The 22,437-nt window shown below is 71.6% G+C and carries 17 protein-coding genes; 9 read left to right on the forward strand and 8 right to left on the reverse strand.

Features of this window, described 5'->3' with window-relative positions:
- The first annotated feature begins 234 nt into the window (after positions 1-234).
- From ACIP4Y_RS10395 to ACIP4Y_RS10435, 9 genes are all read left to right on the forward strand, one after another.
- On the forward strand, positions 235-1,764 hold the full coding sequence (locus tag ACIP4Y_RS10395; RefSeq protein WP_401390407.1) for a helix-turn-helix domain-containing protein: 1,530 nt from the start codon (positions 235-237) through the stop codon (positions 1,762-1,764).
- 325 nt (positions 1,765-2,089) lie between these two features.
- Positions 2,090-2,263 (forward strand): hypothetical protein, encoded by a 174-nt coding sequence (locus ACIP4Y_RS10400; protein ID WP_401390410.1) that lies wholly within the window; start codon positions 2,090-2,092, stop codon positions 2,261-2,263.
- Between the two features lie 337 nt (positions 2,264-2,600).
- Positions 2,601-3,254 carry a hypothetical protein gene (locus ACIP4Y_RS10405; protein WP_401390413.1) on the forward strand — a complete coding sequence of 218 codons (654 nt, stop codon included), beginning with the start codon at positions 2,601-2,603 and terminating at the stop codon, positions 3,252-3,254.
- Positions 3,255-3,581: 327 nt separating this feature from the next.
- The gene (locus ACIP4Y_RS10410) at positions 3,582-6,146 is read left to right on the forward strand and encodes a Pls/PosA family non-ribosomal peptide synthetase (RefSeq protein ID WP_401390416.1); all 2,565 of its coding nucleotides are present in this window, start codon (positions 3,582-3,584) and stop codon (positions 6,144-6,146) included.
- Positions 6,147-6,159: 13 nt separating this feature from the next.
- On the forward strand, positions 6,160-9,429 hold the full coding sequence (locus tag ACIP4Y_RS10415) for an amino acid adenylation domain-containing protein (RefSeq protein ID WP_401390419.1): 3,270 nt from the start codon (positions 6,160-6,162) through the stop codon (positions 9,427-9,429).
- 42 nt (positions 9,430-9,471) lie between these two features.
- Positions 9,472-10,476, forward strand: a complete 1,005-nt coding sequence (locus tag ACIP4Y_RS10420; protein WP_401390422.1) for a TauD/TfdA family dioxygenase — start codon at positions 9,472-9,474, stop codon at positions 10,474-10,476.
- Positions 10,473-11,543, forward strand: coding sequence for a 2,3-diaminopropionate biosynthesis protein SbnB (gene sbnB / locus ACIP4Y_RS10425; RefSeq protein WP_401390424.1), 1,071 nt, complete (start codon positions 10,473-10,475; stop codon positions 11,541-11,543). The genes ACIP4Y_RS10420 and sbnB overlap by 4 nt, the downstream gene beginning before the upstream one ends.
- Positions 11,544-11,580: 37 nt before the next feature.
- The gene (gene sbnA, locus ACIP4Y_RS10430; RefSeq protein ID WP_358641555.1) at positions 11,581-12,603 is read left to right on the forward strand and encodes a 2,3-diaminopropionate biosynthesis protein SbnA; all 1,023 of its coding nucleotides are present in this window, start codon (positions 11,581-11,583) and stop codon (positions 12,601-12,603) included.
- A gap of 120 nt (positions 12,604-12,723) precedes the next feature.
- Entirely contained in the window at positions 12,724-13,776 is a 1,053-nt protein-coding gene (locus ACIP4Y_RS10435; protein ID WP_401390427.1) for a hypothetical protein, read from the forward strand.
- Here the strand turns inward: ACIP4Y_RS10435 and ACIP4Y_RS10440 are convergent, their stop codons facing one another.
- From ACIP4Y_RS10440 to ACIP4Y_RS10475, 8 genes are all read right to left on the reverse strand, one after another.
- Positions 13,777-14,946 (reverse strand): MFS transporter, encoded by a 1,170-nt coding sequence (locus ACIP4Y_RS10440; RefSeq protein WP_401390430.1) that lies wholly within the window; start codon positions 14,944-14,946, stop codon positions 13,777-13,779. It abuts the gene before it with no gap.
- A complete protein-coding gene (locus tag ACIP4Y_RS10445) occupies positions 14,946-15,449 on the reverse strand; it encodes a GNAT family N-acetyltransferase (RefSeq protein ID WP_401390433.1) in 504 nt (167 codons plus the stop codon). The genes ACIP4Y_RS10440 and ACIP4Y_RS10445 overlap by 1 nt, the downstream gene beginning before the upstream one ends.
- A 1-nt stretch (position 15,450) precedes the next feature.
- Positions 15,451-16,602, reverse strand: a complete 1,152-nt coding sequence (locus ACIP4Y_RS10450) for a type III PLP-dependent enzyme (protein ID WP_401390436.1) — start codon at positions 16,600-16,602, stop codon at positions 15,451-15,453.
- Complete coding sequence (locus tag ACIP4Y_RS10455; protein ID WP_401390439.1) at positions 16,599-17,888, reverse strand: DUF6271 family protein; 1,290 nt, start codon at positions 17,886-17,888, stop codon at positions 16,599-16,601. The genes ACIP4Y_RS10450 and ACIP4Y_RS10455 overlap by 4 nt, the downstream gene beginning before the upstream one ends.
- A complete protein-coding gene (locus tag ACIP4Y_RS10460; protein ID WP_401390442.1) occupies positions 17,885-18,916 on the reverse strand; it encodes a phytanoyl-CoA dioxygenase family protein in 1,032 nt (343 codons plus the stop codon). Before ACIP4Y_RS10460 ends, ACIP4Y_RS10455 begins: the two co-directional genes overlap by 4 nt.
- 100 nt (positions 18,917-19,016) lie before the next feature.
- The gene (locus tag ACIP4Y_RS10465; RefSeq protein ID WP_401390445.1) at positions 19,017-20,528 is read right to left on the reverse strand and encodes a glycoside hydrolase family 3 protein; all 1,512 of its coding nucleotides are present in this window, start codon (positions 20,526-20,528) and stop codon (positions 19,017-19,019) included.
- 7 nt (positions 20,529-20,535) lie between these two features.
- Positions 20,536-21,366, reverse strand: a complete 831-nt coding sequence (locus ACIP4Y_RS10470; protein WP_401390448.1) for a carbohydrate ABC transporter permease — start codon at positions 21,364-21,366, stop codon at positions 20,536-20,538.
- The gene (locus tag ACIP4Y_RS10475; protein WP_401390451.1) at positions 21,363-22,361 is read right to left on the reverse strand and encodes a carbohydrate ABC transporter permease; all 999 of its coding nucleotides are present in this window, start codon (positions 22,359-22,361) and stop codon (positions 21,363-21,365) included. The genes ACIP4Y_RS10470 and ACIP4Y_RS10475 overlap by 4 nt, the downstream gene beginning before the upstream one ends.
- Positions 22,362-22,437 lie beyond the last annotated feature (76 nt).

Genomic DNA, 22,437 nt, shown 5'->3' on the forward strand with positions numbered 1-22,437 from the left:
CCCCCTTTCAGAGGAGGAGAGGGGGACACGCGTCCGGGGGTTCCTGATACGCCGGGCGGGGTAACCGAGTTGAGCGGCATGTCGTACGACATCAGTGGATTTGCCCGATCTTTCGGGTGCCATACGCCTTCCCACCAGCACTGTTGACGTACCGTCACGGCCCCGTCGGCGCGGGCGTCACCCGAACGGACCCCCCAACGGGCGCCATCTCATATCTGAGATAACCTCAACCTCATGTCAGACGACTACCTCGTACGCATCGGCAAGCTCATCCGTGACGCCCGGCAGCACCGGGGCTGGACACAGACGCAGCTCGCGGAGGCTCTCGGAACCAGCCAGAGCGCCGTCAACCGCATCGAGCGCGGCAACCAGAACATCAGCCTTGAGATGATCGCCCGAATCGGTGAAGCCCTGGACAGCGAGATCGTGTCGCTGGGCTACGCGGGTCCGATGCATCTGCGTGTGGTCGGCGGCCGCCGTCTGTCCGGCGCCATCGACGTCAAGACCAGCAAGAACGCCTGCGTGGCCCTGCTGTGCGCCTCGCTGCTGAACAAGGGGCGCACGGTGCTGCGCCGGGTGGCGCGGATCGAGGAGGTGTACCGCCTGCTGGAGGTGCTCAACTCCATCGGCGTGCGCACCCGCTGGATCAATGACGGCGTCGACCTCGAACTCGTCCCGCCCGCCGAGCTGGAGATGGCCTCGATCGACGCGGAGGCGGCCGTCCGCACCCGCTCGATCATCATGTTCCTCGGCCCGCTGCTGCACCGCATGGACCACTTCAAGCTGCCCTACGCCGGCGGCTGCGACCTGGGCACGCGGACCATCGAGCCGCACATGATCGCGCTGCGCCGGTTCGGTCTGGACATCGCGGCCACCGAGGGCCAGTACCACGCCCGGGTCGACCGCTCGGTCCGCCCCGACCGCCCGATCGTCCTGACGGAACGCGGCGACACGGTGACGGAGAACGCCCTGCTGGCCGCCGCCCGCCACGACGGCGTGACCGTCATCCGCAACGCCTCCTCCAACTACATGGTGCAGGACCTGTGCTTCTTCCTGGAGGCGCTGGGCGTCACGGTGGAGGGCATCGGCACGACCACGCTCACCGTGCACGGCGTGCCCAACATCGACGTCGACGTCGACTACTCCCCCTCCGAGGACCCGGTCGAGGCGATGAGCCTGCTGGCCGCCGCGGTGGTGACGGAGTCCGAACTGACCGTCCGCCGCGTCCCCATCGAGTTCCTGGAGATCGAGCTGGCGGTCCTGGAGGAGATGGGCCTGGACCACGACCGGTCGCCGGAGTACTGCGCGGACAACGGCCGGACCCGCCTGGTCGATCTCACGGTCCGCCCCTCCAAGCTGGAGGCGCCGATCGACAAGATCCACCCCATGCCCTTCCCGGGCCTGAACATCGACAACGTCCCGTTCTTCGCGGCCATCGCGGCCACCGCGCAGGGCAAGACCCTCATCCACGACTGGGTCTACGACAACCGCGCCATCTACCTGACCGACCTCAACCGCCTCGGCGGCCGGCTCCAGCTCCTCGACCCGCACCGGGTCCTGGTCGAGGGCCCGACCCGCTGGCGCGCCGCCGAGATGATGTGCCCGCCGGCCCTGCGCCCCGCGGTGGTCGTCCTGTTGGCGATGATGGCGGCCGAGGGCACGTCGGTACTGCGCAACGTGTACGTCATCAACCGCGGTTACGAGGACCTCGCCGAACGCCTGAACTCGATCGGCGCGCAGATCGAGATCTTCCGGGACATCTGAGGATCTTCCGAAAGAGCGCCGTCACACCCCTGCTGAGCTGCCTGGACGTGAGGTGGGACGGGAGGTGGCGGCGCCTCTGGGACGTTTCTGGGGCTTGCGGCCGGAGCCCCGCTTACCCCGGTCGTCCGTGCCCGATCATCGCGTCGACTGGCCCGGTGGGCGCTCGAAGAGTGGCCGCCACGAACACCATTGACCTGGCGCGCTGTTCCTCGTGACGATGCCGGCCGGGGCTGGTGAGCCGGCACCGCTCGATGCGCTGGTGCGGGATCGGCCGTCGCTCACACCCGTGAGGAAGACCCACTGACACCTTCAGCCCTGGCGTTCCTTGATCAGGGCGGCGACGGCCCGCATACCGGACATCGCCCTGTACAACGCCTACGGCATCGGCCTCAACGCCACCGGCCTCGAACTCGCCGAGCTCCCGCTCTGGCTGAACACCATGCACCCCGGGATGCGCGCGCCCTGTTCGGGCTGCACCTGCTGCGCGGCAACTCGCTGATGGGCGCCCGGCGTTAGGTGCACGAGGCCGACCGTGTCAACAGCGAGCGGACCATCGGCGCGAGGACGCCGACGAAGCTGCCGTTCCGTGCGCCCGAGGACGGCGCGCCCCAGCCGCTGCCCGAGGGGGCCGTCCACCAGTTCCTGCTGCCGGCGCCGGGCTGGGGAGCGGCCGCGGGGGCGAGCGGCGACGCGAAGAAGCTATCGACCAGCTCGCCGGGCCGCAGGCCGAACGGCTCAAGGAGTGGAAGAAGAGCCTCCAGGCCAAGCCGGGAACCACCGGCGGCAAGGGCAGCCAGCTCGGCCGGCTCCAGGCGGCGGCAGACCGGGGCGAGTTCGTGTGGACGCTCGTCGCCCAGCGAATGGAGCTGAGCGAGCGGGAGATCGCCGGCCCCATCGACGTCTGGGGCACCGACCGGGCGGAGGACACGGCGGAGTGCGCCTTCCTGGGGCGCGGCAAGGAGAACGCCGACCGGAGCCTTCCGATGACCAAGGAGCAGGTCTTCGAGGACCTGTTCGAGGCGGAGGGCTCCCCGTACTGGCGGTTCAAGCAGGAGCAGGTCATGGACGTCCGGTGCGCGCTGTGGTCCTGGCCGCTGGACAAGGTGAGGCTGCTGGACGGCACAGACGCGGAGTACGCCACGGTCCCCGTGGTGGCGGGCGCGGGCACCGACCTGGAGGGGCTGCTGTCGTCGGTTCACCGGGGAGGCCGGCGGCTTCGACCTCCAGGTGGGCGACCTGCCCTGGGTCCCTCGCTCCGCCGATGGCCGACCGCGAGCGGGAGATGCGGGAGGCGCACGCCTGTTTCCAGCAGCGGCTCGACGCGGCCGTGGCCGCCAGCCCGGAGCACAGGGGGTGCCCGGCGCGTGAGACCCCCGCTGCGACGAGATCGCGCGGCTCGCCGACGCCCTCAAGCAGTGGCGCGCGAAGATCACCCGGAGACCCGGCACGGCATCACCACGGCGCCCCTCGCCCAGGACGGTCAGCGCTAGCTGCACAAGAGCCGCAGCCGGCGCTTCGTCGCCGCCCCCCATACCCGGCACGCCCTGCGCATCTCCTGGCACGGCCGGCCCAGCCCGTTCCTGCCGGTGCAGAGGGGCCCGCCCCCGGTGTGGGGGGCCGCCGTTCGGGTGAGCCGTGGCGGGCCCGGACCCGGTGCGGATGCCAAGGGACAGAGAGCCGTCGGGCTTTTTGAGCGTGCGTGCGGATCGATGCGAAGTGGCAGCCTGCTGTGTGCCTGGCCACACTGAAAACCGGCCGTTTCCGAACAGGAGCCGCCCGGCCGGCCATCGGCGATCCGTACGTCCTCAGGAGATGTAATGGTGGAGCAGTCCTCCGAGGTCCCCATACCCCGGCCAGACGAACCTGCCCTCACCCTGAAAGGCGCCGGGTCCGACATGGTGCAGACCGAACGGAAACTGGCGGAGACACTGGCCGAGGTCACCGGGTCCGATGACATTCCAGCGGAGAGTCACTTCTTCAACGACCTCGGCGCGAATTCCCTGGTGATGGCCCAGTTCTGTGCGCGCCTGCGGAAGAACCCGGATCTCCCCTCGCCGTCCATGCGGGACATTTACCGGCATCCCACGATCCGGAGCCTGACGGCGGCCCTCGTACAGGCCGCTGCCGCCGATACGGCCGTACCGTCGCCGGCACCCCCGGCTCCGGCCGCTCCCGTGACGCGCACGAGCCGCGCCCGGCATCTGCTGTGCGGGACGGCCCAGCTGCTCATCTTCCTCGTGTATTCCCTCGCGTCAGGATTCGTCACCGCCCGCGGGTACGAGTGGATCGCCGCCGGTTCCGGGTTCGTCGGCATCTATGTGCGGTCGCTGCTGTTCGGCGGCATCGGTTTCATCGCCCTGTGTATCTTTCCGGTCCTCGCGAAATGGCTGCTCGTCGGCCGCTGGAAACCGGGCGAGTTCCCCATCTGGGGGGCGGCGTATCTGCGATTCTGGTTCGTGAAGGTGCTGCTGCACGCCAATCCGATGGTGCTCTTCGTCGGGACCCCCCTGTACGTGCTGTATCTGCGCGTCCTGGGTGCGCGGATCGGCAAGGGCGTCACGATCCTCTCCCGCTCCGTCCCGGTCTGCACCGACCTGGTGACGATCGGCGCCGGGACGGTGATCCGCAAGGAGTCGTTCTTCCTCTGCTACCGGGCCCACGCGGGCCGGATCCAGACCGGCCGGGTGACGCTGGGCCGGGACGTGTACGTCGGCGAGAAGACCGTTCTGGACATCGACACCTCACTGGGCGACGGTGCACAGCTGGGCCATGCCTCCGCGCTGCACAGCGGTCAGGCGGTACCGGACGGCGAGCACTGGCACGGCTCCCCGGCGGAGCCCACCGAGGTCGACTACCTGCGGGTCGCGCCGGCCAGGTGCGGCACCGTGCGCCGGGCCTGCTTCGGTGGTCTCACGCTGCTGCAGACGCTCTTCCTGTACCTGCCGCTCGCCCTCGGCGGGGTGTACATGGTGTTCACCGGGATCCCGGCGATCGGCAAGCGACTCGATCCGCAGACGGCGGTGCTGACCCGGCCGGAACTGATCCCGGACGCGCTCGGCGTCTCCCTGGCCCTGTTCTCCGGCTTCCTCGTCCTGGGCCTCGTCGCCCTGTACACCGTTCCCCGTCTGCTGGGTCTGTTCGTCAAACCCGACCGGGTTTATCCGCTCTACGGGTTCCACTACAGCCTGCACCGGGCGGCGGCGCGCATGACGAACGTCAAGTTCTTCGCGTGGCTCTTCGGCGACAGTTCGTACATCGTGCATTATCTCCGCGGGCTCGGCTACGACCTGACACGGGTGGAGCAGACCGGCTCCAATTTCGGCACCGAGGTGCAGCACGAAACCCCGTTCATGGTCACGGTCGGCAGCGGAACAATGGTGGCCGACGGACTCTCCGTCATCAACGCCGATTACTCCAGTACGTCCTTCCGGTTGTCCCGGGTTTCGATCGGGCCGCGCAATTTTCTGGGCAACAACATCGCCTATCCCGCGGGTGGCAGGACGGGCGAGAACTGCCTTCTCGCCACCAAGGTGATGATTCCCCTCGACGGCGAGGTACGGGAAGGCGTGGGACTGCTCGGTTCACCGTGTTTCGAGATTCCCCGCTCGGTGGACCGGGACGCCCGGTTCGACCATCTCCGGAAAGGCGACGAACTGCGCCGCCATCTCACCGCGAAGAACCGCTACAACCTGCGCACGATGGCCCTGATGCTGGGCGTGCGCTGGCTCCACGTCTTCGCGCTCACCCTGTTCGGACTTGTCTCCGTGGACCTGTACGGCGCGGTCGGGCACGTGGTGATCGCCCTGTATCTGGCCGTGACGCTCGCGTTCTCCACCGCGTATTACATCCTCGTGGAACGCTGCCTGACGTCGTTCCGCGGACTCACTCCCCAATTGTGTTCCATCTACCACCCGATTTTCTGGTGGCACGAGCGCGTGTGGAAAATGCCGACCGAGTATCTCAACATCTTCAACGGCACTCCTTTCAAGGCCCTGGTCTGGAGGCTGCTGGGGGTGCGCATCGGCCGCCGGGTGTTCGACGACGGCTGCTACATGACCGAACGCACCCTGGCCACCGTCGGTGACGACTGCACCCTCAACGCCGGAAGCAAGATCCAGTGCCACTCCCAGGAGGACGGCACGTTCAAGTCCGACGGCACCACGCTCGGCGCGCGCTGCACGCTGGGCGTCGGCGCCCATGTGCACTACGGCGTGACGATGGGCGACGACGCGGTGCTGGCGGCCGATTCCTTCCTGATGAAGGGCGAGGAAGTCCCCCCGAACGCGCACTGGGGCGGCAATCCGGCCGTGGACATGCCCGAGGCGGGCGGCCCCGGCCGGGCCCTGCGCACGACCGACGCCCCCGCGGCTGCCACGAGTTGAGGAAGGCCATCCCATGGACACGCGCGTGGAGACGGACCGGGAGTTCTGGAGCCGGGTGCTGACCGCCGGTGGTGCCACCGCCGTACCCCGGTGGGCCCCGGCGCCGGAGCCGGGAGCGGCCGAGCAGGAGACGGCGGTCCCGGACGACGTGGCGGCCTCGGTACGCAGGCTGGTCCGCCGGTCGGGGCTGCCGGTCAGCGCGGTGCTGCTGGCGGCGCACGCCAAGGTGCTGTCCGCGTTGTCCGGCGAGCGGGAGCTGGTGACGGGGTACACCGCCGGGGTGCGCGGCGAGCCGCTGCCGTGCCGCCTGACCGTGCCCCCGGGGTCCTGGCGGGCGCTGGTGGCGGCCGCCGAGCGCGCCGAGACGGCGCTACTGGCCCACCGGGAGTTCCCGGTGGCCGGCCTGGCCCGGGAGCTGGGGGTGACCGAGCCGGCGTACGAGGTGGTGTTCGGTCCCATGGGCGCCGAGGAGGCCCACGCCGAGGACGGGGTGCTGCACGTGCGCTGGTGCGACCGGGGCGGACGGCTGCTGCTGCGCCTGCGGTACCGCACGGACGCGCTGGACGCCGGGAGCGCGGCACGGATCGGCGGCTACCACCTGAAGGCGCTGCGGCTGATGGCGGCCGATCCGGACGCCGAGCACGCGCAGCAGAGCCTGCTGTCGGCCGAGGAGGTGCGCGAGCAGCTGGAAGGGCTGGCGGGACCGCACCGGCCGCTGCCGGACGCCCGCGCGCACGAGCTGTTCGAGCGGCGGGTACGGGCGCATCCGCAGGCGGTGGCCGCGGTGCACGGCGAGCAGGTGTGGACGTACGCGGAGCTGAACGCGCGCGCCAACCGGCTGGCGCGGGCGCTGCTGGCCCGCGGGCTGGGCCGGGAGGACGTGGTCGCCGTCGTCACCGAGCGGAACCTCGACTGGCTGGCGGCGACGCTGGCGGTGTTCAAGGCGGGCGGGGTCTACCTGCCGATCGAGCCGCACTTCCCGGCCGGCCGTATCGCGGCAACGTTGTCGCGGTCCGGCTGCCGGCTGGTGCTCACCGAATCGGGCAGCACCGGGACCCTCGACCAGGCGCTGGCCGACGTACCCGGAACCGAGAAGCTGCCGGTGGAGACGGCGTACGCGGAACCGCACGCCGACGACGACCCCGGCGTGCGGGTGGACCCCGGTCAGCTGGCGTACATCTACTTCACCTCCGGCTCCACCGGCGAGCCGAAGGGCGCGATGTGCGAGCACGCGGGCCTGCTCAACCACCTCCACGCCAAGATCGACGACCTGGGGATCGGCGAGGGGGCCGTGGTGGCGCAGACGGCCCCGCAGTGCTTCGACATCTCGCTGTGGCAGCTGGTGTCCGCCCTGCTGGTCGGCGGGCGGACCGTGCTGGTCGGCCAGGACGTGGTCGTGGACGTGGAGCGGTTCCTCGACACGCTGGTGCGGGGCCGGGTCACCGTGACCCAGCTGGTGCCCTCCTACCTGGAGGTCGTGGTCTCGTACCTGGAACAGCACCCCCGGGACCTGCCGGACCTGCGGTGGGTGTCGGTGACCGGCGAGGCGCTGAAACGGGAGCTGGTCCAGCGCTGGTTCGCGCTCCAGCCGGGCATCCGGCTGCTCAACGCCTACGGGCTGACCGAGACGTCCGACGACACCAACCACGAGGTCCTGGACGGCGTGCCGGACCGGGTGCTGCTGGGACGCGCGGTCAACAACGTGCGCGTCTACGTCGTGGACGAGCAGCTGTCGCTGGTGCCGCTGGGCGCCCCGGGGCTGATCGCGTTCTCCGGTGTCTGTGTGGGCCGGGGTTACGTCAACGACCCCGAGCGGACCAGGGAGGCCTACCGCACCGACCCGTACCGGCCCGGGGAGCGGCTGTACCTGGGCGGTGACTGGGGCCGCTGGCACCCCGGCGGCAAGCTGGAGTTCCTCGGCCGCCGGGACAGCCAGGTCAAGATCCGCGGCTTCCGCATCGAGATCGGCGAGATCGAGAACACTTTGCTGCGGGTGGACGGGGTGCGGGACGGCGCGGTGGTCGTGGCCGAGCGGGGCGGCGGGAACACGCAGCTGATCGCCTTCCACACCGGCCGGCGTCTCGAACCGGAGGTGCTGCGCGAGGCGCTCGCGGCGGCGCTGCCCGCCTACATGGTTCCCGCGGCCTTCCACTGGCGGGAGAGCCTTCCGCTGACCGCCAACGGCAAGATCGACCGCAAGGCGCTGACCGAGCAGGCCGCCGACACCGGGGCGGCCCCGGGCCGGGGCGGCGCGGAGCGGGACGGCAGCGAGCGGGAGGCGCTCAGCCCGGCCGAGCGGCGGCTGGCGGCGGCCTGGGCCGAGCTGCTGGGCGTGCCCGAGCACCGGATCGGCCCGAAGGACCACTTCTTCGACTCCGGCGGCACCTCCCTGACGGCCGTGAAGCTCAGCATCGCGCTCGACCGGGCCGTCTCCCTGAAGGACATCACCCGGCACCCGGTCCTCGCCGACCTGGCCGCCCTCCTCGACGGCGCCGGCCGGCGGCGCCCGGAGCTGCTCCAGCCCCTGTCGGACGCGGGCGGTACGCCGGAGTGCGCGCTGGTGTGCTTCCCGTACGCGGGCGGCAACGCCGTCAACTACCGGCCGATGGCGGCCGCGTTGGCGGGCAGCGGCCTCGCGGTCCTCGCGGTGGACCTGCCCGGCCACGACCTGGCGGCCCACCGTGAACCGTTCGCGTCGATCGAGGAGGTGGCCGGCCAGGTCGCCGGCGAGATCACGGCGCGCGGGATGGCCCGGGTCATGCTGTGGGGCCACTCGTCGGGCGCCGCACCGGCCCTGGAGACGGCCCGCAGGCTCCAGGAGCGGGGTGTGCGGGTGACACGGGTGTTCCTCGGCGCGCAGCTGCTCGGCACCGCCGCCGAGCGCAGCGCCGCCGTCGCCGACCTGACGGGCCTGAGCGACGCGGAGATCGCGGCGCGGCTGACCGCGGACAGCGGCTACACGGAACTCGCCGAACTCGACGAGCGGCACGCCGAGCACATCGGAGCCGCCTACCGGCACGACTGCGTCCGCGCCCACCACTGGTTCCAGGCGGTCCTGGAGAACCCGCCGCCGGTGCGGCTGTCCGCGCCGGTCTCGGTGGTCGTCGCCGCCGACGACCCGCACACGGCGGGCCACGCCGACCGCCACCGCGACTGGCTGCTCCTGGCCGAGCAGGTCGACCTGCACGAACTGGCCGACGGGGGCCACTACTTCCTGCGCACCCGGCCGGCCGAGGCGGCGCGGGCCGTGCTGAGCGCGGCCGTCCCCCTGGCCTCCGCCTGAGGCCCGTACCCCCACCCGACGGGCGACCGAAAGGAAACCGAGATGCCGTCCTCATCCCTGGCAGCACCGTTCGACGTGGAGCTGCGGCCGGACAGACCCGCGATGCTGCGCGTCGATCCACCGGACGACGCCGCGGCCTGGGCGGCCCGCTACCGCGAGGCGCTCAGGGGGCAGGTCACCGAGCACGGGGCGCTGCTCGTGCGCGGCCTCGGCCTGAAGGACACCGACCAGGCCGGTGCCGTCTTCGCGCGGCTGGCCGGTGAACTCGTGCCGGAGCGGGAGGCGTTCGCCCCCCGGGAGGCGCACGGGCCGGGGCTGTACTCCTCCACGCCCTGGCCGGCCAACCAGCCGATGTGCATGCACCACGAGCTGAGCTACCGGCTGGAGGTGCCCGGCCTGCTGCTGTTCGCGTGCCTGACGCCGCCCGAGCAGGGCGGGGCGACGGCGGTGGCCGACGCAGCCGAGATCCTCAAGGCCCTGCCCGCCGAGCTGACGGAGCGCTTCGAGGAGGAGGGCTGGCTGCTGACCCGTACCTACAACGACGAGATCGGAGCGTCCCTCGCGGAGTCGTTCGGCACCGAGGACCGGGACGCGATCGAGCGGTACTGCCGCGCGAACGCCATCGACTTCCGCTGGCTGCCCGACGGCTCCCTGCGCACCGAGCAGCGCCGCTGCGCCGTCGTGGAACACCCGCACACCGGCAGGCGGTGCTGGTTCAACCAGATCGCCTTCCTCAACGAGTGGACGCTCGCCCCGGAGGTGCGCGAGTACCTGGTGGACGAGTACGGCGCGGACTCGCTGCCGTTCAACACCCGTTACGGGGACGGCAGTCCGATCGGCGAGGACGTCGTCCAGCTCCTCAACGCCACCTACGAGGAGCACACCCGGCGCGAGCCCTGGCAGGCCGGTGACCTGATGCTCGTGGACAACATCGGCACCGCGCACAGCAGAGAGGCGTTCACCGGGGAGCGGCGGGTCCTGGTCGGCATGGCCGAGCCGCGGCGCCTGGCCGACTCCTGCCCGACGGGGGAGGCGAGCCGGCGATGAGCCATCTGCTGTCGACGTCCCCCCAGCCGGCCATGCCCCGGCCGGCGCCGGCGCCCACCTTCGCGGTGATCTCCGGCCGGCAGGTGCAGCAGGCGCTGACCGGCCGGGAGCGGGAACTGGTGGAGCTGGTGGAGGCCACCTACCGGCTGCACGGCGCCGGTGACTCGGTGAACCCGCCGTCGTACTTCCTGCGCTTCCCCGACCGTCCCACGGCCCGGATCATCGCGCTGCCCGCCTCCATCGGCGGCCCGACGCAGGTGGACGGCGTGAAGTGGATCTCCAGCTTCCCCGACAACGTGGGCACCGGGCTGCCCCGGGCCTCCGCGGTGCTGATCCTCAACGACCACGACACGGGCTACCCGTTCGCCTGCCTGGAGAGTTCCGTCATCAGCGCGACCCGGACCGCGGCCTCCGCCGCGCTGGCCGCCGACTGGCTCAGCCGCACCCGGACCCGGCCCCGCCGGGTCGGCTTCTTCGGTACGGGCCTGATCGCCCGGTACATCCACACCTTCCTGGCCGGCACCGGCTGGACCTTCGACGCGATCGGTGTGCACGACCTGTCCGCCGACAGCACCGCCGGCTTCCGCGGCTACCTGCGCCAGGCCGGCGCCACCGGGCAGATCACCGTCCACGACAGCGCCGAGGACCTGGTCCGCTCCAGCGACCTGGTGGTCTTCGCCACCGTCGCCGGCCGGCCGCACGTCACGGCCCCGGGCTGGTTCGAGCACAACCCCGTGGTCCTGCACGTGTCGCTGCGCGACCTCGCCCCCGAGGTCCTGCTCACCGCGGCCAACTTCGTGGACGACGTCGAGCACTGCCTGAAGGCCGAGACCTCCCCGCACCTGGTCGAGCAGCGCACCGGGAACCGCGACTTCCTCAACGGCACCCTCTACGACGTGATGCTCGGCCGCGCCGCCCCGCCGCACGACCAGCCGGTGATCTTCTCGCCCTTCGGCCTCGGCGTCCTCGACCTGGCCGTCGGCAAGTACGTCTACGACCGCGTGGCCGGGGCGGGCGAACTCCGCCTCATCGACGACTTCTTCCACGACCTGCGCCGGTACGGCTGAGGGCGTTGCCCTTCAGCCGTGGCACCAGGAGGCTGCCGTGCCCGTCATCTCCGCTCCCCACGCCTTCAACGAAGGCAGTCTGTTCGTCGATCTGGAGTCGATTTTCGGATACCGCCTCTACCTCAAGTGCGAGGGTTTCAACTTCGCCGGCTCCATCAAGCTGAAGGCCGCGAACGAGATGGTGGAGAGCGCCGAGCGGGACGGACGCCTGACGTCGGACTCCATCCTCGTCGAGTCCTCGTCCGGAAACCTGGGCGTCGCGCTGAGCGTGATCGCCGCGAGCAAGGGCTACCGGTTCCTGTGCGTGACGGACCCCCGGTGCAACCTGTCGACGAAGCTGCTGATGGAGGCCCTCGGCAGCCAGGTGCACGTGGTGACCGACCTGGACGGGAACGGCGGCTTCCTGGGCACGCGGCTCGAGTACGTGCGCGCGCTGTGCGCCTCCGACGAGCGGTACGTGTGGCTCAGCCAGTACACCAACGACGGGAACTGGCGGGCCCACTTCCGTACGACGGCCCCGGAGATCGCCGGGAACTTCCCGCAGCTGGACGTGCTGTTCGTCGGGACGGGCACCGCAGGGACCCTGATGGGCTGCGGGCGCTACTTCCGCGAGTGGCGCCGGCCGGTGCGGATCGTCGCCGTGGACAGCGTGGGCTCGGTGGCCTTCGGCGGCGAGCCCGGCCGCCGGATGATCCCCGGCCTGGGCATGAGCATGCGCCCGCCGCTGCTCGACGAGTCGTACGTGGACGAGGTGATCCGGGTGGAGGAGGCGGACACCATCCGCACCTGTCACCGCATGGCCAGACGGGGTTTCCTGTTCGGCGGCTCCACCGGGTCGGTGGTCAGCGCCGCGACGGGCTGGCTGGCCCGGCACGGCACCCGGGACCTCACCGCGGTGGCCATAGCGCCCGACCTCGGCGAGCGCTACCTCGACACCATCTACCAGACCAACTGGCTGCAGGACCTGTACGGCGAGCACCTGCTGGACGCCGCCCGGTCGGACACCCCGTGGGAGGAGGACTCCGCGTCCCGGGGGCCGGGCGGCCGCCGAAGAGCGTGACGCCCACCCGGTCGCGGCCCGGCCTCGCGGTCCGTGACTCCCTCATAGACGCTTCATAGGCGCCCCCTGCACGATGTCGGCGCGGCCGCATCCACCTGCAGAGAACGCCACGGGAGCATCATGTTCACTCGGACTTCGGGCGGCCGGCGCGCCGCCCTCGTGCTGGTCGCGGCCTCCACGGCCGGCCTGGCCCTCGTCGCCTCGCCCGCGAGCGCGGCGGCGCCGACCTGGGAATCGCTGACCGTGCCCACCACCAACGCACGGGTGTCGCTGCTGCCCTTCGACAGTCAGAACGCCTACGCCAGGACCACCGACCAGTGCACCGAGGAGTGCACCTACTCGCCCAGGCTGTGGCAGCGGACCGGCACCACCTGGAAGCAGGTGACGATGCCCACCGACGTCCAGGCCAACGTGCTGGCCGGCACCGGGCCCACCGACCTGTGGGTCTTCGGCAGCAAGAACGCCTACCGGTTCAACCACTACGACGGCACCACGTGGACGCCGAACCTCAACCCGGAGCCGAAGAACGCCGAGGTGCTCGGCGCCCGAGCGGCCGGCAGGAACAGCGTGTGGGCGGTGGGCAACTACCGCGGGACGGGCACCAACTGGTATCCGATGGTGACCCACTGGAACGGCAGCAACTGGAACACCACGAAGTTAACCGGCATCCAGGGCCAGTTGGAGTCCGTCGACGTCAACTCGGAGACCGACATCTGGGCGGCCGGCTACCGCCGCACGAGCGGCCACTTCCAGGGGCTCGTCATGCACTACGACGGCACACGCTGGACCGAGGTCCCCGTCCCGGCGGTCTCCGGGGAGGACACCATGCTGGGAGAGGTGATCAGCACCGGACCGAACGACGTGTGGGTCGCCTCCGGCTCCGCTGTGAGCCACTGGGACGGAACGGCATGGACCCGCAGGGACACCCCGGCCGCCGTGTCGTCGTTCGCGTACTACGGCGGCCGGTTGTACGCCGGCCTGAGCGGGGCATCGAAGCTGGTCCGCTGGTCCGGCGCCACGTGGGAGGCGGTCGGCACGCCCGTCAAGGGCCAGGCGGTCGACCAGTTGTCCACCACCCCCGACGGGACGCTGTACGCCTCCTCCAGCGAGGGCGGCGTCCTGAGCGAGTTCCACGCCTACCTGTCGCGGCTGGCTCCGCCGACCACGGACTGATCAGCCCACCGGCGCCGGGGTGCGGGCGCGCCACGGGATGCGGAAGGCGGTCGCCGTGACGATCAGCGCGGAGGCCGCCACCGTGGCCATGCCCACGGTCAGGTTCACCGCGCCGGCCACGAAGCCGATCAGCGCGGGGCCGGCCAGTAGACCCGTGGTACCCATCGCGGCGACCAGCGCCAGCGTGTCCGGGCCGCGGCCGGCCGCCGCCACGTACACGCACGGGGTGACGGCGGCCGCGCCCAGGCCGACGCAGGCGAAGCCGAGCAGCGTGGGCACCACTCCCCCGGCGAGCAGGGCGAGGGCCAGACCCGCGGCGGCCACCGCACTGCCGGTGCGCACCACGCGCCCGTCGCCCCAGCGGGTACGCCAGCGGTCCGCGCACAGCCGGGCGAGCAGCATCATCACGGAGACGACCGCGATCCCGAGCGGGGCGACGGTCGCCGACGCCTTGACGACGTCCTTCAGGTAGAGCGTCGACCAGTCGTTCATGGCGCCCTCGGTGACGGTGCCGAATGCCATGGCGCAGCCCATGAGGAGGGTCGTACCGGAGGGCAGGCCGCGACGGACGCGCCGCCCCGGCTGCCGCGCCCCGGCCGGGCTCTCCTCCTCGTGCGGGAGCAGGCCCGGGCGGGCGCCGCCGAGCAGGAGCAGCAACAGGGCTCCGGCGACGGCGAAGTGGGCCGGGACGGACGCGGTCACGGTGGTGACGCCGGAGGTCAGCAGGGCGGCCGCGAGCAGCCCGCCACTGAACGTGGCGTGCAGCTGGGACATGGCGGTCCGCCCGTGGGCGCGCTCCAGCGCGGCGCCCTGCGCATTCATGGCGACGTTGAGGCAGCCGACCGCGACCCCGTCGGCGCACACGGCGAGCAGCGCCAGCGGGAAGTTCGGTACGGCGGACAGGGCGGCCAGTACGGTGATCAGGGCTACGGCGGAGGCGAGGGACAGCAGCCGCGAGCCGAGCCGCCGCATCAGGGCGGCGACCAGCGGGAAGGAGGCCGCCGCTCCGGCCCCGCAGGCCATCAGCAGCAGCCCCACCTCGCCCGCGCCCAGGTCGAGCCGGGTCTTCAGCGCGGGCAGCCGGGCCACCCAGGTGCCGTACTGGAAGCCCAGGAAGCAGAACAGCGCGGCGATCGACCACTTGGCGCGCCGGAAGGAGGGTGCGGTCATCAGCTCGCCTTCCGCAGGGCGGCGACCTGCGCCGACATGTACACCGCGCCGCTGCCGTAGCCGGCCGGCACCCGCGCCTCGGGGTGGGGGCGGTAGCCGTTGGCCCGCCAGAAGGGCTCCTTGCCGGCGACCGCGACCAGCGACATGGTCGCGAAGCCCCGGGCGCGGGCCGCGTCCGTGAGGTGCCGGACCAGCCGGGTGCCCAGGCCCCGGCGGCGCAGGGGCGCGCTGACGACCAGGTCGTGCAGGTGGAGGTTGGTGGCGTGGTGGACGACCTGTTCCGGGCGGGTCAGGTCGGGACAGCGGAACCGCCGGTAGGGCAGGGCGAGGACGTAGCCGGCGATCCGGCCGTCGAGGTCCAGGACGAAGCCGGTACCGGCCGAGGCCCGGGACCGCAGGCGGGCCTCCCCCTCCGTGAGCGAGGTGTCCGCGTACGCCCCGGCCTCCAGGGCGGCGACCTGGGGCCAGTCGGCCTCGGTGATGGCCCGTACGAGGCCTGTCATGTCAGTGGTGTCCTTCCTGGCCACGGGTGCACAGGGTCGGCAGCGGGCGGATGCCGTTGAACCCCAGGGTCGTGTAACTGCCGGCGTAGGCGCCGGCGGAGAGGATCCGGACCGGGTCGCCGGAGGCGAGGGACGCCGGGACGGGCACCGGGTACCGGCCGGCGCCGTAGGCGTCGTCGCTGTCGCAGGTGGGCCCGGCGACGATCGCGGGGACGTGCTCCTCGCTCTCCCGCCCCGGGAAGACCAGCGGGTGGGTCACCTGGTCCATCTCGTACAGCCCGTTGAACTTGCCCACGCTCAGGTACAGCCACCGGGCGCGCCCGCCGTCCGGCTGCGTCCGTTCGGTCAGCCGGACCACGTGGGCGCGGATCACGCCGTGGTCGGCGACCAGGTGACGCCCCGGCTCCAGCACGAAGCCGAGCGGGGCGGCGGCCAGCGCGTTCAGGCGTTCCATGCCCTCGCGGAGCACGGTGAGGATCTTGTCCAGCGGCGGGTGGAGGGGGTTGCCGTGCCGGTCCCGGTAACCGAGCGCGGGCAGGCCGCCGCCGAGGTTGACGTGGTCGAGTACGATCCCCCGCCCGGCCAGCGCCGTCAGGGTCTCGGCGAGGGCGTCCACGGCCTGCTGCCAGGCCTCGCCGGTCATCTGCTGGGAGCCGACGTGCACGGACAGGCCGGCCGGGACGAGGCCGGCGTCCCGGGCCGTGGCCAGCACGCGGACGGCGTCCTCCGGGGCGCAGCCGAACTTGCGGTTCAGGCCCCACAGGGCGCCCTCCCCGCTGGTGGCCAGCCGGCAGAACACGCGGGCGCGGGGCGCGTGCGCGGCGATGGCGGTGACGTCCTCGATGCTGTCGGTGGCGAACGTGCGGACACCCAGGCGGTGGGCCTTGGCGATGTCGTGGTCCGACTTGACCGTGTTGCCGTAGTGGATGTGGCCGGGGTGGGCCCCGGCGTGCAGGGCTTGCTCGATCTCGGCGGGGCTCGCCGCGTCGAATCCCGCTCCGCGGGCGGCCAGGCAGTGCAGGACCTCGTCGACGGGGCAGGCCTTGAGGGCGAAGCGGATGCGGGTTCCGGGCAACTCGCTCAGCAGCGTGTCGTATCGGCGCTCTATGCCGGTGAGGTCGTAGGTGAGGCGGTCCGTCGTGCGGGCGCTCATGGGCGGGCCGCCTCCACAAGTGCCGGCCAGGCCTCGGTCAGGTCTGCGAAGGCCTCGATGTCCCGCTGCGCCTGGTCCAGCAGCTCCGAGCGGTCCGACGCGAGTTCGTCCACGAACTTCGCATACCGGCCGCCCAGTTTGCGGTACGCCGTGTCGATGCGGTCCAGGCGCCAGACGTTCTCCGTGCGGTCCAGAGTCGTGCTCTCGCGCAGGAGGTCCACGATCCGGTCGGGGCGGACCTGATGCCGGGCGTCCAGCAGGCCCGCGCCCTCGGCGGCCATCCGGTCGTACACGTCGTGGAAGTAGAGCATCGACAGCAGGAACTTCACGAACCGGCGCTGGTAGGCCGGGAAGCCGGTGGTGGTGCGGCGTTCGGGGGTGTGGAAGTTCTCGATGTTGCGGTTGTGCAGGATGCCGGGCAGGCCCGCGTCATGGACGAGGTGGAGGAGGAAGTAGTCGCTGCCGATGGTGTCGGTGGCCGGTGGGAGGGGGACGCGCTCGTACACCGCGCGGTCCAAGGCGATGTTGCACATGTCCACGCGCATGGGGTCGACCACGGTGAGGGTCGCGTGGTCGCCGGTGAAGGGGGCGGTGCCCGCGCCGGTGAAGGACTCCTCGACCAGCGCGCGAGTGCGGTCCTCCGGCCAGTCGCCGGGGGCCCAGAGGCTGACCACGTCGTGGTGGACGGCCTCGTCCAGGCGTCGTATCTCCCCGATGTCGACGGAGAGTTCACCGATGAAGGAGGCGCCGGCCAGGGAGACCGGGCGGTGGGACAGTGCCGGGTCGAGGTCGGTGCGGGTGACGGCGCCCGCGGCCTCGGCGGCGGGGCGGCCGAGCCAGGGCAGTTCGTGGTGGACGGGGAACACCGGTCGGCCGGCGTGGAGTTGGTAGGTGCTGTCGGAGTCGCGGCGGTGCACCGAGTCGCAGCCGAGGGCGGCGGCCAGCAGGAAGGCGCGGTTCGTGCAGGCGCCGTAGGAGACGGCGGGCGGGAGCATCAGGCGGAGCAGGCGCTCCGGTCCGGGCAGGCCGGCCTTACGGATGACCCGGCGCAGGAAGTCCCGCTGGGCTTCCTCGTCGAGGTGGTGGACGGTCACGCCCGGCTCCGGGGGCAGCGCGGCGACCGTGCGGGTGTGCCCGGCGCGGGTGGCGGCGTCGGCGGAGTCCAGGATCAGCAGCTGGACGTCGGCTCCGAAGTGCCGGGCCGCGTAGGCGGCTTCGGCGTGCAGGGCGGTGAGGGTGGCGGAGCAGGGCCGGTTGGTGGGCAGGGTGAGGCAGACGCGGTTCACCGGGCACCTTCCGCGCCGGCCCAGGAGTCCAGGCCGAGCAGCCTGCGCCCGAGGTCGTTCAGTTCGGCGGGGCCGTAGCGGAGGGCTTCGGGCTCGCGGGCGTCGCCCAGCAGGGTGGCGTTCCAGTCGGGGGTGGCGAGGGTGCGCCAGGATTCCACGCGGGAGTCGCGCAGGGCCGTGTGCTCCTCCAGCGCCGGCATCATCGACAGGTACTGGACGGCTCGGACAGCGTTGTCGGAGAGGTTCGGCGCCACGCCGTGGGCGAGCAGCCCGTTGAAGATCAGCAGGTCGCCGGCCTGGAGGTCGGGGCGGACCACCGGGAACTCGGCGCGGTCGGTGTTCGGGCGGACCGGGTCGCGGCCGGGCGGCTGGGCGAGGCGCCACTCCTCGAAGCGGCGGAAGAGTTCGGGCGCGCACTGGAAGCCGCCGAGTCCGGGGCGGGTGTCGGTGAGCGCGACGATGCCCTGCACGCGCTGCGGGAGCACGGCGAGGGTGGTGTCGACGTCCCAGTGCAGCTCGATGTCGAAGCCCTCGTCGGTGGGTTCGATCAGGGAGCGGGAACGGGTGCGGATGTTGGGCGGGTTGAGGTTGAGCCGGTCCAGGGTGACCCACAGTTCCGGGCTGTCCCAGACGTCCACGAAGGCGTCGTAGACGCGCCGGTTCTGCCGGCTGTCCCAGAGGAGCTGGTGGTGGTAGGCCTCGACGAAGCCGTAGATGAACAGGTGCCGGTCGAGTTCGGAGCGGAACTCCGGTTCCTCGTACCAGGTGTCGGGGCGGTCGGGGTCGAGTCCCTGGAACTCCCAGGCGAAGTCGAGCAGGGCCTTGGCCTCGCCGGGCGTGACGGCCTCGCGGACGACGACGTAGCCGTACGTCTGCCAGAAGGCGAAGTCCTCCTCGGACAGTACGCGCAGCGGCTGGGTCTTCTGCAGGTCGCGCAGGGGGGTCGGGGTGAGGTAGGTCTCGCCGTCGGTGCTGAAGTAGGGGCGGCCGGTCGCCGCGCGGTGCAGGTACGGGTGGGGCGTCTGCATGCGATTCCTCTGGAACTGGTACACAAAGTGCGGTGGATCCGGGAAAAGAGCACGATGGAGCGGGCCGCCCGCTGCGGCGGGCGGCCGGTGAGCCCGTGGGTCAGCCCGCGACGACGGCTTCCGCGGCGGCCACACCGCAGACCCGGGCGGCGCCGTAGGTGGCGATGTGCAGGGCGCCGCGCGGCGGGGCCTGTGGCAGGCCCATCTCGACCACGACGGTGTCGGGCCGGGCGGCGAGCAGGGTGTCGAGCGCGGAGCGCATCCAGTCGTGCCGGTGCTCGTCGCGGACCACGGCGACGATCCGGCGGTCCTCGGCCGCGGCGAGGACGGCCGCACCGGCACCCTCGCCGGTGAAGGAGCCGGCGGTGCTGCCGGGCAGCAGCCGCTCCAGCTCGGCGGCGACGCCCCAGGGGGTCTGGTCGCCGACGGCGATGTTCGGGGCCGGGTTGAACTGGGCGACGTACGCAGGTGCGGTGACCGGTGCGGCGGCGCCCGCGCGGGTCACGGTCAGCGCGCGGCGGGCCGCGACCAGGCCGATCTCCGGGTCGGCGGGGGTCTTCTCGGCGTCGTCGCGGGCCGCGACGGTCCAGGCGGCCAGGTCGCGGACCCGGGCCGCCGCGTCGGCGAGCCGTTCCTCGGGCAGTTCCCCGGAGCGTACGGCGGCCACGAGCGCGTCCCGGAGCTTCAGCACGGTGCCCTCGTCGCACAGTCCCCCGCCCACGCAGATGGCGTCGGCGCCGGCCGCGATGGCGAGGACCACGCCGTGCTCCAGGCCGTAGGTGCCGGAGATGGCGCGCATCTCCATGCCGTCGGTGACGATCAGGCCCTGGTAGCCGAGTTCGCCGCGCAGCAGCTCGGTGAGGATGCGCCGGGACAGGGTGCCGGGGCGCTCCGGGTCGAGCGCCGGCACGAGGATGTGCGCGCTCATGATCGCCCGGGTGCCGGCGGCGATCGCCGCGCGGAACGGAGGCAGCTCGCGCGCGTACAGGGTGTCGGCGTCGACGTCGATGCGGGGTACGGCGTGGTGGGAGTCGACGTTGGTGTCACCGTGGCCGGGGAAGTGCTTGGTGCAGGCGGCGACCCCGGTGGACTGCAGGCCCTCCACCCAGGCGGCGGTGTGCCGGGCCACCAGGCCGGGGCTCGCTCCGAAGGAGCGGACGCCGATGACGGGGTTGTCGGCGTTGGCGTTGACGTCGGCGGAGGGCGCCCAGTCGAAGGTGACTCCGCAGGCGGCCAGGCGCCGGCCCAGCTCGCGGGAGACGGCCCGGGTGAGATCGGGGTCGTCGACGGCGCCGAGGGCGTGGTTGCCGGGGAAGGAGGAGCCGGTGCGCACGTCGAGGCGGGTGACGTCGCCGCTCTCCTCGTCGATGGCGACCAGCAGGTCGTCGCGCTCGGCACGCAACTGCCCGGTGAGCGCGGTGACCTGCTCCTCGCTGACGACGTTGCGGCCGAACAGGGCGACGGAGGCGAGGCCCTCGCCGATGCGGCGGCGCACCCAGTCCGGGGCGGTGGTGCCGTCGAACCCCGGCTGCAGCACCGCGAGGGCGTCCCGGGTGAGGGTGTCACCCGCGGCGGAACCGCTGCCGGACGCGGTGGTGGCGATGGTGGTCATCGGGGCGTCATCCCTTCACGGCGCCGTCGGTCAGACCGCTGACAGCCTTGCGTTGCAGGAAGATGAAGAGGATCAGGATGGGCAGCGCGAACAGGGACGAGGCGGCCATGGTGGCGCCCCAGTCGTCGCCGAAGGCGGTCTGGAACTGGGACAGCCACAGCGGCAGGGTCTGCTTCTCGACGTCCTTGTTGAGGATCAGGACGAGCGGGAACTCGTTCCAGGCGGTGATGAAGCCGAACAGCGAGGTCGCCATCAGGCCGGGCGCGAGCAGCGGGAAGATCACCTTGACGAAGGCCTGGAGGCGGGTGCAGCCGTCGACCATCGCCGACTCCTCCAGCTCCTTGGGCACGGCGGCGACGTAGCCGCGCAGGGTGAGGACGGTCAGCGGCAGCACCATCATCGTGTAGAAGACGGTGAGCGGGACCAGGCTGTCCAGCATGTCGTTGTCGCGGACGATCATGTAGATGGCGATGATCATGACCTCCCAGGGGGCCATCTGCGCCAGCATGAACGTCACGATGAGACCGCGCCGGCCCTTGAACCGCATCCGCGCCAGGGCGAAGGCGGCGAACAGGGCGATGACGAGCGAGAAGACGACCGACAGGACCGTGACGGTGACGGAGTTGAGGACCAGGGTCCAGAAGTGGTCGGCGTCGACGGCCTTCTTGAAGTGGTCGAGGGTGGCGTTCGTCGGGAACCACACCGGGTCGTCGGCGATGATGTCGCCGGTCGGTTTGAAGGCCGTGGCGAACATCCAGTAGACGGGGAACACGAAGCCGACGAAGAGGACGACGGCGGTCGCGTTGGGCCAGATACGGCCGAAGAGCGAGCGCTTCACAGCTCGTCCTCCTCTTGCTTGAGCACCATGCGCAGGTAGTACGAGGTGATGGCGAGCAGGACCAGGATGGTCAGGAAGGAGATCGCCGCGCCGAGCCCGAAGTGCTGGTTTCCGACGCCCTCGACGTAGGCGTAGATCGGCAGGGTCTCGGTGAGGTGGTCGGGGCCGCCCTCGTTCAGCGCGAAGATCTGCGCGAACGCCTTGAAGACCCAGATGACTTCGAGGAACGTCGTGGCGTACAGGAACGGCCGCAGGAAGGGCAGGGTCACCGAGGTGAAGCCCTGCCAGGAGCCGGCGCCGTCCAGGGAGGCGGCCTCGTACAGCTCCTTGGGGATCGTGGTGGTGGCGGCGTAGAGGTTGATCGCCACGAAGGGTATGGACTGCCAGACGATGAGCAGGGTGACCACGGCGAAGGTGGAGAACTGGGTCTGCAGCCAGTTGTGGTCGGCCATCGAGTGCCAGCCGAGCTTGTCCAGCACCCAGTTGACGACGCCGAAGCGCTGGGCGAACAGCCACTGGTAGACGGTGGTGGCCGCGATGACCGGCATGGCCCAGGCGAGGACGAGGCCCACCATGAGCAGCAGCCGCATCTTCGTGCCGAGCCGGGCCAGCAGCAGCCCGACCAGCGTCCCGATCACCATGATCAGTACGACGTTGGCGGCGGTGAAGACGACGGAGCGCTCGACGACGTGCCAGAAGTCGCCGCCGCTCAGCACCTCCCGGTAGTTGTCGACGCCGTTCCACTCGGTGAGGTGCTGGATGAGCTGGCGCGGATTGAGGTTCTGGAACGACAGCATGCCGTTCTTGACCAGGGGCCAGCCCAGCAGCACCACGGTGGCCAGCAGCGCGGGCAGCAGGAGCAGGTAGGGGGCGGTGGCGCGGCGCCGGGACGGGGCGCCGCCGGTGCGGCTGTCACCGCGCGGCGGGGCCGGCACCCGGGCCTTGCGGACAGCGGGCTTACCGGCCGTGTCCGTGCCTTCGGTCTGCACTGACATGAGTTGCCATCTCTTCCGTGGCCGTACGGACGACACAGGTGAGCCGGGGGCGCGAGTGCGGCGCCCCCGGCGCGGT

This window comes from Streptomyces sp. NPDC088810 (genome assembly GCF_044750305.1).
Lineage (GTDB): Bacteria > Actinomycetota > Actinomycetes > Streptomycetales > Streptomycetaceae > Streptomyces.